The sequence below is a fragment of the Marinilabilia rubra genome, assembly GCF_003121985.1.
GTDB lineage: Bacteria > Bacteroidota > Bacteroidia > Bacteroidales > Marinilabiliaceae > Marinilabilia > Marinilabilia rubra.
In genome coordinates this window covers 1-16,579 of sequence record NZ_QEWP01000024.1, presented here as the reverse complement: position 1 = coordinate 16,579, position 16,579 = coordinate 1, and the positions used below count along the sequence as shown (strand labels likewise).

General features: G+C 40.7%; 9 protein-coding genes. 8 read left to right on the top strand and 1 reads right to left on the bottom strand.

All coding sequences use genetic code 11. The features are described from left to right. Window position 1: 1 nt before the first annotated feature. On the top strand, window positions 2–409 hold the full coding sequence (locus tag DDZ16_RS18670) for a response regulator (RefSeq protein ID WP_109266004.1): 408 nt from the start codon (window positions 2–4) through the stop codon (window positions 407–409). A 273-nt stretch (window positions 410–682) separates the two neighbouring features. Here DDZ16_RS18670 and DDZ16_RS18665 read toward each other — a convergent pair whose 3' ends face one another. Then, window positions 683–4,633, bottom strand: a complete 3,951-nt coding sequence (locus DDZ16_RS18665; protein ID WP_146192264.1) for a hybrid sensor histidine kinase/response regulator transcription factor — start codon at window positions 4,631–4,633, stop codon at window positions 683–685. 373 nt (window positions 4,634–5,006) lie between these two features. Here DDZ16_RS18665 and DDZ16_RS18660 point away from each other — a divergent pair, with 373 nt between their 5' ends. The 7 genes from DDZ16_RS18660 to DDZ16_RS18630 form a co-directional block, all read left to right on the top strand. Further along, complete coding sequence (locus DDZ16_RS18660) at window positions 5,007–8,174, top strand: SusC/RagA family TonB-linked outer membrane protein (RefSeq protein WP_158275709.1); 3,168 nt, start codon at window positions 5,007–5,009, stop codon at window positions 8,172–8,174. A 36-nt stretch (window positions 8,175–8,210) separates the two neighbouring features. Then, on the top strand, window positions 8,211–9,773 hold the full coding sequence (locus DDZ16_RS18655) for a RagB/SusD family nutrient uptake outer membrane protein (protein ID WP_109266001.1): 1,563 nt from the start codon (window positions 8,211–8,213) through the stop codon (window positions 9,771–9,773). 115 nt (window positions 9,774–9,888) lie between these two features. Beyond that, on the top strand, window positions 9,889–12,219 hold the full coding sequence (locus DDZ16_RS18650; protein WP_198416766.1) for a glycoside hydrolase family 3 N-terminal domain-containing protein: 2,331 nt from the start codon (window positions 9,889–9,891) through the stop codon (window positions 12,217–12,219). Window positions 12,220–12,240: 21 nt separating this feature from the next. Next, window positions 12,241–13,962 carry a glycoside hydrolase family 9 protein gene (locus DDZ16_RS18645; protein ID WP_109266000.1) on the top strand — a complete coding sequence of 574 codons (1,722 nt, stop codon included), beginning with the start codon at window positions 12,241–12,243 and terminating at the stop codon, window positions 13,960–13,962. Between the two features lie 19 nt (window positions 13,963–13,981). Then, window positions 13,982–15,586 (top strand): sulfatase family protein, encoded by a 1,605-nt coding sequence (locus DDZ16_RS18640; protein WP_158275708.1) that lies wholly within the window; start codon window positions 13,982–13,984, stop codon window positions 15,584–15,586. A 66-nt stretch (window positions 15,587–15,652) separates the two neighbouring features. After that, the gene (locus DDZ16_RS18635; protein ID WP_109265998.1) at window positions 15,653–16,306 is read left to right on the top strand and encodes an NrtR DNA-binding winged helix domain-containing protein; all 654 of its coding nucleotides are present in this window, start codon (window positions 15,653–15,655) and stop codon (window positions 16,304–16,306) included. A gap of 38 nt (window positions 16,307–16,344) precedes the next feature. After that, window positions 16,345–16,579, top strand: a 235-nt coding sequence (locus DDZ16_RS18630; RefSeq protein ID WP_198416765.1) for an MFS transporter, incomplete at its 3' end; no start/stop codon positions are given.

Genomic DNA, 16,579 nt, shown 5'->3' with positions numbered 1-16,579 from the left:
TATGAGTGAAGCAATAAAAGAAAAATTTGATGGGCAATCGTCGGGTAAAAAGATATTGCTGGCAGAGGATGATCCGCAAAGTTTGGCTTATCTCAGTATTGTACTTGAGAGTGAAGGCTATTCTGTTATTATAGCCAGAAATGGCAATGATGCTGTAAAAATATCCAAAGAAAACCCTGATTTGGCATTGATCCTGATGGATATAAAAATGCCTAAGAAGAGCGGACTTGATGCCACACGTGAAATTAGGGCGTTTAATCCCGAAATTCCAATAATTGCCCAAACGGCCTTTGCTCTGGCAGGGGATAAAGAAAATATTTTGGTAGCGGGTTGTAACGATTATATCTCGAAACCATTTAATCGTGCTGATATTGTTTGTATTGTTAAGAAATATATTGAGCAGGCATGAAATAGATGGCTTAATTGTAATGTTTCTAAAACGTCTCTTTATTAAGTTATAGAGATCCTGTATTTGTCTTTTTGGCCGGTTGGCATGCTTGGTTATATGACAATTCGTAAAAGCCTTGTCAATGCAAAAAAAATCAAGCACTTGCAGTCAGGGGTGTTAAGGGGCAGGTAGTCATATCGGTTCTTTTAAATCTTATATCTATCCGGAAGCTTTAGGGCTAACGATCCATTGTTATATAATCCGATTGTTAAGCCAATCTTTATCATACTCAGGTTACTCGCTTTTTTTAAGGTATTGAGAAGGTGTCATTCCAAAATGCTTTTTAAAGATCTGGCTGAAATACTTTGGGTCAGAAAATCCTATCATATATGCTGTCTCACTAATATTCTTTTCCTCTTGTTTCATTATTCGGGCGGCTTCTTTTAGTTTTATGGTCATTAAAAAGTGCTGAGGTGATAAATTAGTCAGAGATTTGATTTTTCGATACAGAACAGGTCTGCTTATTCCAATTTCAGCAGCTGTGGCTTCTACAGATAATTCCGGATTGTCAATGTTCGATACTACAAATTCACGAATTTTTTCCAGAAAATTCTGGTCTGGATTTGAGGGAAAGGTATCTTTTATTTCAGAGGAGGGCAGTAAAAATTTGTTTTTGAGTAGTTCCCGGTTTCTTAAGAGTGTTTTTATTTGCGTGATTAGCAGGTTTATATCGAAAGGTTTTTCAATGTAAGCATCTGCACCTCGTTCAATTCCTTCTTTTTTGTACTCCAAAGAATCCAGGGCAGTTAATAAAATAATGGGTACGTGACATGTATTAAGGTCGCTTTTTAATTTTATACACAGTTGATGTCCATTCAATACCGGCATCATAACATCAGAAATGATTAAATCGGGCATAATTTCATTCGCCATATCAATCCCTTGTTGTCCGTTGTAAGCTTTGAAGACCCTGAAAAAGTTTTGTAGTTCTGAAGCCAGAGTTTCGATCAATTCTGTGTTATCCTCAACAATTAGAATTTTGGGTCCGTTTTCTAAAGGCTCCGTTTTCTTTTCATTGGATCTTAAAATTGGCTTAAGAGCCGGTGAAGAGTTTTTGCCAGATGCAAAATCCATGGCTGAAAAATGATCTTTCCCTTTCAGTAATTCAATTGTGAAAGTTGAGCCTTTTCCTTCTTCGCTTTCAAAAGATATTTTTCCATGATGGAGCTCCACAAGTTGTCTGGATAAAATTAATCCAACACCACTACCAACCTCTTGAGAGTTGATTGCATTCGTGGCTCGGTAATAACGTTGAAATATGTTATTTTGCTGGTCTTTTGGAATGCCTTCCCCTGTATCCGAGACATTTATGGTTACATGGTTTTTGGATTGTTGTATCGAAATCCTTATCTTTCCACCGCAAGGGGTGTACTTAAATGCATTTGACAATAGATTAAAAATTACTTTTTCCAGTTTGTTTTTATCAAACCAGACCTCTACACTGTTGCAAGAATCGGTAAGTTCTGTTTCAATCCTTTTTTCTTCTGCCAATGGTTTAAATGACTCAATTTTTTCCTTCAGAAAATGGTGTAGGTTATGTTCTTCAATTTGGAGCTGCATCTTTTTTAAATCGGATTTCTGATAGTCAAGCAGCTGGTTTACCAAATTTGTTAACCGGTCAACATTGCGTTTGACAAGAGAAAGGCTTCTAAATTCGGCATCTTCAGATTTAGTATTGTGAACTAGTTTTTCAATAGGCAGTTTAATGAGGGATAGGGGAGTTCGCAGATCATGCGCAACAGAAATGAAGAACTGTTGTTTTTCCAGTGCATGTTTCTCCTGAACAATGGTATGGTAATAATGGAAAATTAAGGCTAAAAGGCCAATGAATAAAACGATGTAAGTTAAGTAGGCCCACCCTGTTTTCCAGAAGGGGTCATTGATAAGAATGCTAAATTCTTTAGTTGAGGATTGCCAGATTCCATCATCATTGGCTACTCTTATTTGAAAGGTATAGTTGCCCGGAGGCAATTTTGAATAAATGGCTTCATTGATTGTGGTGGGTTCATTCCATTTTTCTTCAAACCCTTTTAGCCTCCACATGAACCTTATTTTGTGTGGATTGGTGTAGCTGATAGCGCCGAAGTTAATATTCAGAGAGTTTTGGTTGTAGGTCAGGTTCAGTCCCTTTTGAAGATTGATGTTTTTATATAAAGGTCCGTCAGGATTTATGGTTAGTTCTTCTCCAAAAAGTTTGATGGATTTTAATATGGGTTTCACCTTCTGGTCGGAAGGGGTGATTTCTTCAGGGAAAAAATACGAAACACCTTTGTGTCCACCCAGATACAGTTGGCCGGAACTATGGCCGCAAACTGCATTTTCAGTAAACTCTGTGTTGGCAAGCCCGTCGGTTTTATTGTAATTGACAAAGATGCTGTCTTTAAAAGACGATAATCCGCCCGTAGATGTTACCCATAAGTTATTTTGAGGGTCCCAGACCAAGCCTCGAATATAATTAGAGGGAAGACTGTGACTATTATTGGTATACCGAATAATGGAATCCTTTTTCTGATTCCATATCAATAAACCGTTGGCATCGGTTCCCAGGTAAATTTGAGAGGGATCGTCTGGTTTTAGGGAAATGGAAATGATTCGGTTATTTAATAGTTGAAGGTGAGAGGGCCTTGTGACTTTCAACGTCTCCATATCTACTATGAACAAACCGAAAAGTGTTCCAACCAGAACTGCTTCTTCATGCTCTGCCATCGACCTTACATTTGATATATTAACTATCTGTCTGGATTGGTTGGTGTTGTCAATGATGGTGATACCTCCCTTTATTCCTCCTGTCCATATCCGACCTTTGGAGTCTTTGAATACTTTGTATAAAAAATCTGTTTCTTGTTTTCTGAAGTCTTTGCTGTCGGAATTACCAATGCTTATTTCTTTTGTTTGAGGATCTATTTTTATCAGACCACTTCCATAAGTAGCACACCATATGTTTCCATTATTGCATTTTAGCATAGACATGATGTGGAGTTTGTTGGAACTTTTTAGGGGTGGGATATGGTACCATCCGTTTTTGTTTAGAATACTAATTCCCGTTTTGGTACCTATCCACAATTCAGAAGGATTTACTTCCAGAATAGCATTTACGGCGTTGTTGCGAAGACTGTTATTCAAATATGGGGTGTGTTGAATAGTATTGAATTGTTTTTTATTGGGGTCTGAAAAATTGACCCCACCCCCGTAGGTAGCTACCCAAAGTATGTTGTTGGCACTGAAATACAATTTGTATAATCCATTGGAAGAAAGTGAGGAAATATTGTTTGGGTTGGAGGAATATCTTTTAATGAGTTCAAGATCTGTCCCGGTTTCAATCAACCCAAGACCGTCGACAGCTAAAGCCAACGAGTTTTTTGGGGTAGGTATGATGTCGTTTATAGGGTAGGTTTCACTTGAGGCGCTATAACTCCTGGTGAGAACTAAAGTAATACTGTCCCTGGCATCAAGGCTGTATTTTAAAACGCGGGTGTCATGTGTCCCAACATACAGTGTGCGTTTTTTGTTGTAATAGAGCGATCTGATATCAACATTTTCCACCATCTTTAATGGTTTTAAAAAGCTTTGAATTTTATCAGACTTCTTGTTGGATGACGATAACTGAAAAAGACCCTCTGAAGTGCCAATTAGAAAATGATGAGTTGATGTTTGTATAATTGAGTTAACCGCAGCCGAAATCTCCTTTATGGCTGTTATTTCTTTTTTTTGAGAATTGAAATAGAACAACCCCTGGGAGGTGCCGACCAGAATAATATTATCTAATGCTAGAATTGAGTAAATGTTATAGAGATTGTCATTTGATTCGTTGGGTAATAGTTTCTGAAAAACATCTTTTTCCCGGTTGTAGAAATAAATGTTCCCTTTTTTTGTGCCACAAAGAATGTCATACTTCTGCGAAGCTGCAATGCAGTTAATGATATTGTCCTTTTGGAGTTGATTATCGGAAGGAGTAAGACTGTAGTTTTGAATCTCGCGGCCATCAAACTTATCGATGCCACTATGGGTTGCGAACCACATGTAACCCAGGGTATCCTGTAGTAAAGATACCACCCGGCTGTTCTTTAATCCTTCATCTACAGAAAGATGATTGAATTGTTTTATCTCCAATTGCCCGTAAGTCTTGGTTTCGAAAACAAATGCAAGGGAAATCAGAAAACTAAGGATTAAGAATTTTAATTGCAAAGTGCAGAATTTCAATGTAAAAGACAATTATTGGTTTTACTTACCTGTTATCAAAGATAATTACAAAATATTGGAAAAGGATGTGTTTTTATGTAAAAAAAGTAGTTTCGAAAAAAGGGGGTAAAAATCGTTCTTAAGGGTTGTAGAAAACGATTCTTATTTCCAGATTGTAATAATTGTTAATGTTGTAATGGGATGAGTTGTTATCTTGTTTGAATTTGTTAAAAGACTGAAGGATAGGTGTTAGTGTGTTTTGGTTTGAGGTTGAATCCTTTTTCCACCCATATCGAACGATTTCAACCCACCTGTTTCTCTTAATAGGTGTTAAAATTGCCTTATCGAAAATCAATTAAAACAAATAAAAAGCATGTCTATGAAAAAGTTATTGATGTGGATGTTAATGGTATTAATATCCTCCTATACTTTTTCCCAAAGCGGGAAAGAGGTTACAGGAAAAGTCACAGACGAAAGTGGTAGCCCTGTACCGGGAGTATCGGTGGTAGAACAGGGGACGACTAATGGGACCATTACAAACAATCAGGGTAATTATAATTTGGTTCTTAGTAAAGACGAAACAACGCTTCAGTTCTCATTTATTGGTTTTGAAAATGTGAATATGAGTGTTGGTGATCGAAACAAAATTGATGTAGTATTGGAAGAGTCGGTTGAGGCTCTTGATGAAGTGGTGGTTGTTGGATACGGAGAGGTTAGGAAAAGAGATTTGACAGGTGCGGTAGTTAGCGTACGTGAAAGCGAGGAAGTGGCCAGTCAGTATTCCTCTGTTGATAAGCTTCTTCAGGGACGTGCAGCTGGTCTGCAGGTGGTAAATAATCCTGGTGACCCGGGAGGAGCAGTAAGTGTACGCATACGAGGTACCAACAGTCTTCGGGGGAATAATGAACCGTTGTATGTTGTTGATGGCGTAATAATAAGTACTGCCGGAACAGGTGTGTCCGATCCTTCTACTGATGCCAACGAACTTCAGTCGGCCCAGAATGGTTTGACCGGTTTGAATCCCCGCGATATTGAAAGCGTGGAGGTGCTGAAAGATGCTTCTGCTACAGCTATCTACGGATCACGTGGGGCAAACGGAGTTGTTTTGATTACCACAAAGAGTGGTGGAGATTTAGAGAAGGGAAAAGCCAGTATTAAAGCTTATGGCTCTTTGGAATGGAGCCAGATCAACAAGAAATTAGATCTTCTTGATCCTGTAATGTATGCGGATTATCAAAATGAGGCTAATGGTTTGCAGGGGTTTGATCCTAAGTATCATATAGAGAATGGACTAATATATCCCATTACCAATGAGGGAGATGAATCCATTATTGGAGATACCCCAATTGAGCAGGTTAAATGGCAGGATGAAATTTATGAGATGAGTCTCAGTCATGAAGAAGGATTGTCTGTAAACGGACGTACCGATAATTCAAAATATTATTTCTCAGCCGGTTTTAGCGATACTCAGGGAATTGTTGAAACCACTAAGATTCAACGTGGCGATTTAAGGTTTAACTTTGACAGTGACCTTACCGACCGGCTTAAATTTGATTCCCGCGTAAGTATGATGTATCAAAATGGTTCTTTTGCTCAGGGGGGAAGTCGTTCCGGTGGTAAAAGAAGTTTTGTTAAGCAGGTGCTTTCTTACAGACCTTTGAATGGAGATAACCTGGATGATGATGAACTGGATCTTGAAGTTTCTAATCCCTATTCATGGCTGACCGATTATGATGATCAAACAGAAGAATTGAGAGTAAATGCCCGGGTCTCATTTGTGTATGAACTGTTGAAGGGCTTGAAATACAAAGTCAACGGAGGGCTTGATTACCGGAAAAAGGATCGTACCAAGTTTTATGACCGTGAAATTTTCAAAGGTCGTAAAGAGGATGGTCTTGCCAATTACTCTTATCTGGACCGGTATTCTTATGTAGTAGACAATCTTTTGATGTACCGCAATAAGTTTAATCGTCATCATTCTGTTAATGCTGTTGCCGGTGTAACTTATGACGGTGTAATTAAAGACAATAAAGTATATGAAGTTGCCAGTTTTCCGCTAAAGACGCTGAGAGCAGATTATCCTCAGGCAGGACAGTTGATTTATCGTCCTTTCAGTATTTTGGCTGAGGAAGAGGCTATTTTCTCATTCCTTGGGCGTGTGAATTATTCTTTCCGCGATAAATATGTTTTGACCGCCAGTTTCAGAGGGGACCAATCTACCAAGTTTCGTGAAGGGAACCAATGGGGATACTTTCCTTCTATGGCAGTTGCCTGGAGAATGATGCAGGAACCGTTTATTGATAACCTTAATATTTTCCATAATTTGAAATTGAGACTGGGGTGGGGGCAAACCGGTAATCAGGCCATATCACCTTATCAAACGCGTGGTACTTATACCACTACCTATTATGTTGACGCCAGCAACTCATCTGTTATAGCGAATGCTCCGGCCCGTATTCCAAATCCAGATCTTACCTGGGAAACCAGTGAGCAGTACAATGCTGGATTAGACATGGCTTTCTTCAAAGGTCGTTTAAGTGCCAATATTGACGCTTACTTCAAAAGCACCAAGGATCTGTTGCAGGAAATTGAACTGGGACCTTCAAATGGGTTTACCAGCATGTATATCAATCGCGGAACCATCGAAAATAAAGGTGTTGAGTTGTCTTTGAGCGGATATGTTCTGGAGAAAAAGGATGTGTCACTTGATCTTGGAGGGCATGTTTCCTTTAATAACAGTACTATTAAAGATCTTGGTCTATCTCCTTCAACGGTTTGGATTGACGGAAAAGAGCAGGAAAAAGTTTTCTATTTTGGAAATAAAGTTTCTACAGGAACCTATTTTAAACAGCCCGCCAACGTCTTCATGGAAGACGAACCCCTTGGTGTTTTTTGGGGCTGGGAGACGGATGGTATTTACCAGGACGAGACGACTGCTCTTGAAGGGCCTACTTTTAACGGGAACCCAAATCAGGCAGGTGACGTGATTATGGTTGATCAAAATGGCGATGGCAATGTGGATGAATCAGATAAAACCATCATTGGCGATCCAAATCCTGATTTTACCTATGGTTTTGATCTGAACTTCAGATATAAAAATCTGACTCTTAGTGCACTATTTGATGGTGTGTATGGCAATGAAATAGTAAATGGATACAGTATGGAGCTCGATTATGCTGAAGGTCAGAGTACCAATATCCGCAAAGATGCCTACGTAAATGCCTGGCGTCCTGATGCAACTTCTGCTACCTATCCACGCATTGGTTATGATGAGAATGAGTATTTGACCGACAGAATTGTAGAAGATGGAAGTTACCTGAGATTGAATAATGTAACTGTTGGATATGACCTTCCATCTGATTGGTTGAAAGCATTTTCAAATGTTCATATTTACGCTTCAGGAAACAACCTGTTTACGTTGACCGACTATAGCGGATACAACCCTCAAATCACCAGTTTCCTTTACGACGGTACCATTATGGGTGTTGATTGGGTTGGTTCTCCAAGTGTGCGCACGTTCCTTCTTGGAATGAATATTACGTTCTAAGAAGAAAAGGATTAATTGAATTCAAAATTAAGAAAGATGAAAAAGATGAATAATATATTCTATTTCCTTTTGGTTTTCGCATTGGGGCTTTTCAGCAGTTGCGAAATGGATGAGGATCCTAAGTTCCCCTCTGCAGATAACCTCTATTCCAATGTAGAGGGAGCCAATAATGTACTGAATAGTTGCTATTCTACATTGGCAGGTTTTAATTATTATGGTGCCGACTTTTTGCACCTTACACAACTTTCATCCGGTTTGTTTACCACCGGGAAAGATGCAAATTTGACGGGAATAGTTTCTCTTGAAACTTCTCCTTCATTGAACTATGTTGAAAATCTTTGGCGGGCCGGATTTCAGACCATTGGGCGTACCAATGATGTGATCGACAACCTTGAGAAAGTAACTCTTGAGGATGATGCAGAGCAGAACAATATTCTTGGACAAGCTTATTTTTTAAGAGGTCTTACTTATTTCAACCTCGTTCGTATTTATGGGGGGGTACCTTTAATTAATTCTATTGTTAATACAGAAACTCTTAATCAGCCACGGGCAACTGAAGAGGCCGTTTACGAACAGGTAATTCGTGATTTGGAAGCAGCAGCGGGCTTGTTGAAAGAGCCTGCATCGCAAACCCCCGGTCGTCCTGCCAACTATGCGGCCAACATGCTTTTGGCTAAAGTTTATATGACTTTGGCGGGGGGGCAGACTGCGTCTGAAACCGAATACTGGCAAAAAGCATATGACGAAGCCATAAAAGTGTATGGACAATATTCGTTGGTTGATAATTACAGAGATCTTTGGTTTGCCGAAACCGGAAACAATACGGTTGAATCTGTTTTTGAAGTGCAGGGTAACGTGGAGAATACTCTTCGTTTACATCAGCTGTTTACACCCTCTAATGGAAATGCCGGACAATCGGTATGGGGCCGCATTAAACCCAATGTAGAGTGTTATGACCTTCATGCTGCACGCTATCCAACCGATCCCCGATTGGAATCTACTTTTCTCATAGAATGGATAAAGTATAAGAATGGAAACACGCAGGTAATTAATACTTATCCTGACTTTACACGAAGAAGGGGTAGTAAGGATAAGAGTTATCCTTTCTTGTTCAAATATTACATCAAAGACCATACTTTGCTTAATTACAACACCAATCAGAATTATATTGCATTGAGGTATGGCGACTTATTGCTGATGCTGGCCGAAATTGAAAATGAGTTGAATGGTCCTGATAATGCCTACCAGTATGTGAATGAGGTGATGGCAAGGGCTCGTCAATCGGGTGAGACAGAATCTTCCGAGCCTGCGGACTGGAGTGGTATGTCACAAGAGCAATTCCGCGACTCTATTATGTATGAATACCGTTATGAGTTGCTTGGAGAAGGTCATGCATGGTTTAACACCAGAAGACGTGGGTATGACTATTTCAAAGAGCATGTGGTGGATGTACATAACAATACGGAGATTTATGATTTCTCAATTCAACGCGACGTATTGTTACCCGATAATCCAAGGAATATGCTGATGCCTGTTCCTCTTTCCGAAATCACAGCTAATCCTAATATTAACGCTGAAGATCAGAATCCGGGATATTAATGGAGAATATGCAGGTTGCTCCTTGTTCAGGAGCATCCTGCTCTTTTTGATACCCATACCTGAAAAATGCCCCTCCCATGATTGAGACCATTTGTAAATACAAACATATTACCTCATGAATATTGCAGTTCGTCTGGCCTTTTTTATGCTGGCAGGAGTATTATTGGCATCCTGTCAACAAAAGACCGTTAGTCAAAATGAAGCAGGTCTTGATTATAAAGATGCTTCTTTGGATGTTGAGCAACGGGTTCAGGATCTCTTAAGTAGAATGACACTTGAGGAGAAGGTGGCACAAATGTGCCAGTTTGTAGGCCTGGAGCATATGAGGCAGGCCGAAAAGAATCTCACCAAAGATGAATTAGCCCAAAGTGATGCACAAGGGTTTTACCCTGGTCTTCATTCATCGGATGTGGAGAAAATGGTAGACGAGGGCAAAATTGGTTCCTTTCTGCATGTTCTGGATATTGAAGAAGCCAACTATCTTCAAAAGCTGGCGGCCCAGAGTAGACTGGGAATCCCCTTATTGATTGGGATAGATGCCATTCATGGAACGGCCCTGGTTAATGGAGCCACGGTTTATCCTACGCCCATCGGACTCGCCAGTACATGGGATACAACGCTTGTGAAAAGATTATCTGTGGAAACAGCCCGGGAAGTCAGAGCAGCGGGATCGACATGGACTTTTACCCCTAATGTAGATGTGGCCAGAGATGCCCGGTGGGGCAGAGTTGGGGAAACTTTTGGCGAGGATCCTTTTTTGGTGTCGAAAATGGGAGTCGCAATGATTCAAGGTCTTCAAAACAGCAATGATCCTGAAAAAATGAATGTTTTGGCATGTGCCAAGCATTTGATAGCCGGCAGTCAGTCGGTAAATGGCTTGAATGGTGCGCCAACAGATCTCTCGGAACGTACTATCAGAGAGGTGTTTTTGCCTCCTTACAAAGCTGCTGTTGATGCTGGCGTCTTTTCAGTAATGACGGCACACAATGAATTGAATGGAATCCCCTGTCATGCCGATAAATGGATGATGGAAGAGGTGATGAGAAAAGAGCTGGGGTTCGAAGGCTTTGTTGTAAGTGACTGGATGGACATTGAAAGATTACATACCAGACATCTGGTGGCTGAAAACCAGAAAGAAGCTTGTTATCAGACGGTAATGGCCGGAATGGATATGCATATGCATGGCCCCGGGTTTTTGGAAAATGTGGTGGAGCTGGTAAAAGAAGGAAGAATACCTGAAAGTAGAATTGAAGAGAGTGCAAGACGCATATTGACTGCTAAATTTAAGTTAGGACTTTTTGAGAATCCCTTTGTGGATCCGGAAGTTAAAGAAAAGGTCTTGTTTAATGCGAATCATCAGAATACGTCTCTTGAAGCGGCCCGGAAATCTTTGGTTTTACTAAAGAATGAAAAGGAACTTTTACCATTAAAGGGCCAGGGGAAAAGAATTTTTGTGACCGGATCCAATGCCAATAATCAAACTGTGCTGGGAGACTGGTCGCACCAGCAACCCGATGAAAATGTTACCACCATTCTCGAGGGTATTAAAGAAGTGGCTCCTGTAAATTGTAATATTGATTTCCTTGATGTGGGTATTAACCCCAGAAATTTAACAGAACAGCACATAAAACAGGCGGCGGATAAAGCAGAAAAAGCAGATTATGCGGTGGTTGTAGTTGGCAGTAATTCGTTTCGATGGGATTGGAATGAAAAAACTGCCGGAGAAAATTCAGCCCGGTCATCACTGGAGCTTTTCGGACTTCAAAGAGAGTTGGTAAAAGCCATATATAATACTGGTACCCCAACCATTGTGGTTTTGATCAACGGCCGTCCACTGGCCATTGACTGGATTGCAGAGAATGTACCTTCGGTAGTGGAAGCGTGGGAGCCTGGTAGTATGGGTGGCCTGGCAATGGGCGAATTGCTGTTTGGTCAAATTAATCCTTCAGCAAAGTTACCCGTTTCTATCCCCCGAACTGTTGGACAGCAATTAAGTATCTACAATCATAAACCTACTCACTATTTCCATAAATATGTGGATGACGAGACCGGACCTTTGTTCCATTTTGGTTATGGTCTTAGTTATACGAAATTCAATTACGAAAGCATTCAGTTGTCGCAACCCTCTCTCCGGGCAGGAGAAAAACTGAAAGTAAAAGTGGTGGTTTCTAATGTTGGCGATCGCGATGGAGATGAGGTGGTTCAACTTTATTTAAAAGACAAGTATGCTTCAGTAACCCGGCCTGTCAAGGAACTGAAGGCTTTTCGAAGAATTGCCCTGAAAAGGGGAGAAAGCCGGCAGGTTACGTTTACAATTACTCCCGAAATGATGAAGTTTCTCGGACCAGATATGACGCCGGTTGTTGAAAAAGGAGAGTTTTTAGTGATGGTAGGAAGTTCTTCGCGTGACAAGGACTTATTAACCATTCCTTTCATCCTAAAATAATTTTATTAAAAATTCAGGTATATGATGTTTTCCAATATATACAAAAAGGGATGGAAGGTTTTGTCCCTGATGGGATTGAGCTTGTTTGTAACAACTGCTGCCTATTCGCAATACTCCAGTCAGACGGCCTATCATCCTAATTCCGTAAAAAGAGTCTTCCTGGATGAACACTTCAGTGGAAAAGATTTTATGATTCTTTCGGAGGAGGGAGACTTCGTGATTGAAGGGAAGGTCTCAAAAGCTAAGTTTTGGCCGGAATCAGGCACGAAAACCGGATTTGCTGATTTTAGTGAAGTTACACAGGAAGGGAGTTATCAGGTTGTGGTTGGTGATGAATTATTGGCCAAAGTTGATATTGATAATGGGCAATATAAAAAGTTGGGGAAATCTCTTCTAAAATCTTTCTATTTTGCCAGGGCTTCATTTGAGCTCAAGGAGGCTTATGCCGGCGAATATGCCCGTCTTGCCGGTCATCCCGATGATGAGGTGATTATTCATAGTTCAGCAGCTGATAAAAACCGGAAAGAAGGCATGATCATATCCTCTCCCGGTGGATGGTATGATGCAGGTGACTATAACAAATACATGGTGAATTCAGGCATTTCTACCTATACGCTTTTTCATCTTTATGATTTGTATGAATATTACTTTAGAGATATTTATCTTAATATTCCGGAATCGGGGAATGGCATCTCAGATTTGCTGGATGAAACACTCTACAATTTCCGCTGGATGCTCAGCATGCAGGATCCCAACGATGGTGGGGTTTATCATAAGTTGACCTCGAAGCGATTCTCAGGTATGATGATGCCTCACGAGGATGACCTGAAGCGCTATGTGGTAATGAAAACCACTTCTGCCACCCTTGATTTTGCAGCTACGGCAGCTAAAGCCTATCGCATCCTGAAAGATCTGGACGGGGGAGAAATGCCAGATGCACCTTCTGTTCTTCAACAGGCAGAAAATGCCTGGGAATGGGCTATGAAAAATCCCGAAGTGCTATATGTTCAGCCTGATGATATTAAAACCGGCCAGTATAAGGATAAGGAGCTTGGCGATGAATGGTTCTGGGCTGCTGCTGAATTGTTTGCTGCCACCGGAGAGGAAAAATACAGGGATTTTTTGAAAAAGAGCACGGTCAAATTCTCGTTGCCCCAATGGGGGAGGGTGTCCACTTTAGGACTTTTTTCTTTGTCCATGCAGGATGGTATGAACACCCCCGAAAGTACCGTAAATGTTGAAAGACCGCTGCTGGATATGGCAGATCGCTTTTTAAACATCTATAAAAAATCTGCCTATAAAGTGCCACTTGCCAGATTTCCATGGGGTAGTAACGGAGAGCTTTCGAATATCGGCATCTTGTTTATCCATGCCTATTTACTTAGTGAAAATACTGAATACCTCGAAGCAGCAGATGCCTGTGTGGGATATCTAATGGGTGCAAATCCTCTGGGACAATGCTTTGTGACCGGGTTTGGGGATAAATCACCTGTTAACATTCATGATCGCCGGTCTCATGCAGATGAGATTGCTGAACCAATCCCCGGTCTCCTGGTGGGAGGTCCCACTATGCAGGCCCGTAAAGATTGCGGTCCGGAAAACTATCCGGGTACCTATCCGGCGCTTTCCTATTTGGATGAAGAGTGCAGTTATTCCACCAATGAGGTAGCTATTAACTGGAATGCACCAGCAGTATTTTTAGTTCTTGCGCTGGATGCTATTTACAGTAAGGCCAAACAATAATATTCTGAATTACACAACTATGAGATCAATAAAACTAATTTTCCCTTTTTTGTTTTTATTGTTGCCTTTTTACAAATCCGGGGCGCAGACAACTGGGCAGGAACATCCTAATGTCATCTTTTTTATTGCTGATGATATGACCCGGGATATGTTTAACTTTTTACCTGAAAGTAAAGGAGCAAATCTTACTCCCAATCTGGATAAACTTTCCAAAGAGGGCACCATCCTAATGGGACAGCATGTGAGTTCCACTGTTTGCACACCGAGTCGATACAGTGTTTTAACCGGGAAGTATGCCAGTCGGGCGCACAATCCTGGTTTTCTTCGTCAAACCCAAAAGAATGACGGACAACGGGTGGTCGAATGGAATACCCATATATTACCCTCGGATACCAGTCTTGCTAAAATATTGAAACATAACGGCTATAGAACAGGAGCTGTTGGTAAGAATCACGTTATTGAAGTAAAAGACTGGGAAGATATCCCACTATCTGCCGATACAGCCAGCGATAGGGTGATGGAACAACAAATAGAAAACTACAGGTTGACCGTTGAGGCATTCCAAAAAACGGGATTTGAATATGCGGATGGAATTTTTTATGAAAACCCTGATTTCAATGGGCCCCGGGCATTGGCAGTTCATAACCTGGACTGGACCACAGAAGCTGCTCTTGAATTTCTTCAACAGCAGGATGACAGGCCCTTCTTTCTTTATTTTGCCACAACATTGCCACATGGTCCAAAGGAGGCCGATCGGTCCTGGAATGCTGACCGCCGCATTACGCCCATAGGCATACTTGAAGAGGCGCCTGATGTGTTGCCACATAAAAGTACCATCCCGGAAAGATTAAATGAGGCCGGCATAAAAGTTAATAATGACAATGCTAATCTTCTATGGCTGGATGATGCCATTGGTGCTCTGATTAAGGGATTGAAAGAAGAAGGACTCTATGATAACACCATCATTTTCTTTTTCAACGATCATGGGCAGTTTGCCAAGGGTACCGTTTACCAGGGAGCAACATGTAACCCCAGTATTGTTTGGAAATCTGACGGGTTTAAGGTTGGTCATGAAACAGATGCTTTGGTCTCTAATGTCGATTTTACCCCAACGATTCTTGATTTTGCCAATGTTGATTTTACGAACTGTTCTTTTGATGGTGAAAGCTTTGTAGATGTTCTGGAAGCCGAAGAATTTGAAAGTCGGGAATCTCTTTACTTCGAAATTGGCTACTCAAGAGGCATTCGCAAGGGAAGGTATAAATACATTGCACTCAGATACCCGGAATGGGTAAAAGAACTTACACAGAAAGACAGAAAGCGAATTCTGGCAGCTTACAATAAAAAACTCAAATTGAGAGGACGTAAGCCCAATAATACAGATCCGACCGAACCATTTGGCCACGTACAAATTATCCCCGGTGGAGGTGATGCAGAGTTTTTTGCCACTAAAAGGTATCCCAATTATGCAGAGAGAGATCAACTTTATGATCTGGAAAAAGACCCGCATGAAAAGAATAATCTGGCTGATGATCCCGAATATCATGAGGTTCTTGAACAATTAAAAGCTGAGTTAAGTGAATATATTGAATCTTTACCAGGGAAATTTGGTGAGTTTGATTAGCAATTTGAAAGGAGGGAATCATGCAATGGATGTGGTTCAATCTATTTTTCAAAAAAGAGCTTGACTATGAGAGTTTTTATTGAATTAATTCCTCTTAGCTTTTTTGACAGGAGTCTTCAAATTTTGATTGATATGCCTGTGGGGGCTGATTTTCGAATTTCTGCTTCAGGGTGTTTTATGAAAGAGTTAACGACCAAAGATGGATTGCAGGAATGTGCCAGTCAGCAAGCCGAGCGGCTATTGGGGCATCCATGCCAAAACATTTATCAGGTGGAGATTCGGGATGAAGTAATAGATCATACCAATGTATTGGTGGTTTCTTATTTGACGCTCTTCTCAATGGGAAGTGATTCTGCCTCAGTATTTAAACAATTGCGTAAATGGGAACCTTTGCAAAAAAGATTGGATCTGTTGCCCGGGCATGAAAAGAAGGAGCTCGAAAAAGCTAAAAAATATTTGAGGAATAAAAGCTTTACAAGTGGCATTTGTTTCGAAGTTTTGCCACTCCGTTTTACCCTTACCCAAATGCAGAACCTTTTTGAGGAGCTGTGGGAACGAAAATTTGATAAGCGTAATTTTCGCAAAAAAATAGCTCGTACCAAATATGTCATTCCCTTGACTGAAAAGGAATATCATGTATCGCATAAGCCTGCCAGATATTACATGTTCAGCGATGAGTTGTTTTCGTTTACCTACAAGCCTGTTATGGCTTTTCCTTGAATAAAAAATAGTAAGAACTTGATAATATGCAAAAATAAATGTCTGAAACTACTCACAAACTAACCATCAAAGAGAAAGCAGGTTACGCTCTTGGGGATGCAGCCGCCAATATTGCCTGGCGCGGGGTGGCTACTTTCCTGATTGTGTTTTATACCGATGTATTTGGTCTCAATCCTGCTGCGGTAGGGTTATTGATGCTAATTGCCCGTTCCAGTGATGGAATCAGCGATGTGGTAATGGGGATTATCGGAGACCGCACGAAATCCAAATACG

Excerpts from the sequence above, each read along its gene's own strand:
- DDZ16_RS18660 (WP_158275709.1), top strand. The coding sequence starts at position 5,007 with ATGAAAAAGTTATTGATGTGGATGTTAATGGTATTAATATCCTCCTAT.
- DDZ16_RS18645 (WP_109266000.1), top strand. The coding sequence starts at position 12,241 with ATGATGTTTTCCAATATATACAAAAAGGGATGGAAGGTTTTGTCCCTG.
- DDZ16_RS18650 (WP_198416766.1), top strand. The coding sequence starts at position 9,889 with ATGAATATTGCAGTTCGTCTGGCCTTTTTTATGCTGGCAGGAGTATTA.
- DDZ16_RS18635 (WP_109265998.1), top strand. The coding sequence starts at position 15,653 with ATGAGAGTTTTTATTGAATTAATTCCTCTTAGCTTTTTTGACAGGAGT.
- DDZ16_RS18655 (WP_109266001.1), top strand. The coding sequence starts at position 8,211 with ATGAAAAAGATGAATAATATATTCTATTTCCTTTTGGTTTTCGCATTG.
- DDZ16_RS18670 (WP_109266004.1), top strand. The coding sequence starts at position 2 with ATGAGTGAAGCAATAAAAGAAAAATTTGATGGGCAATCGTCGGGTAAA.
- DDZ16_RS18640 (WP_158275708.1), top strand. The coding sequence starts at position 13,982 with ATGAGATCAATAAAACTAATTTTCCCTTTTTTGTTTTTATTGTTGCCT.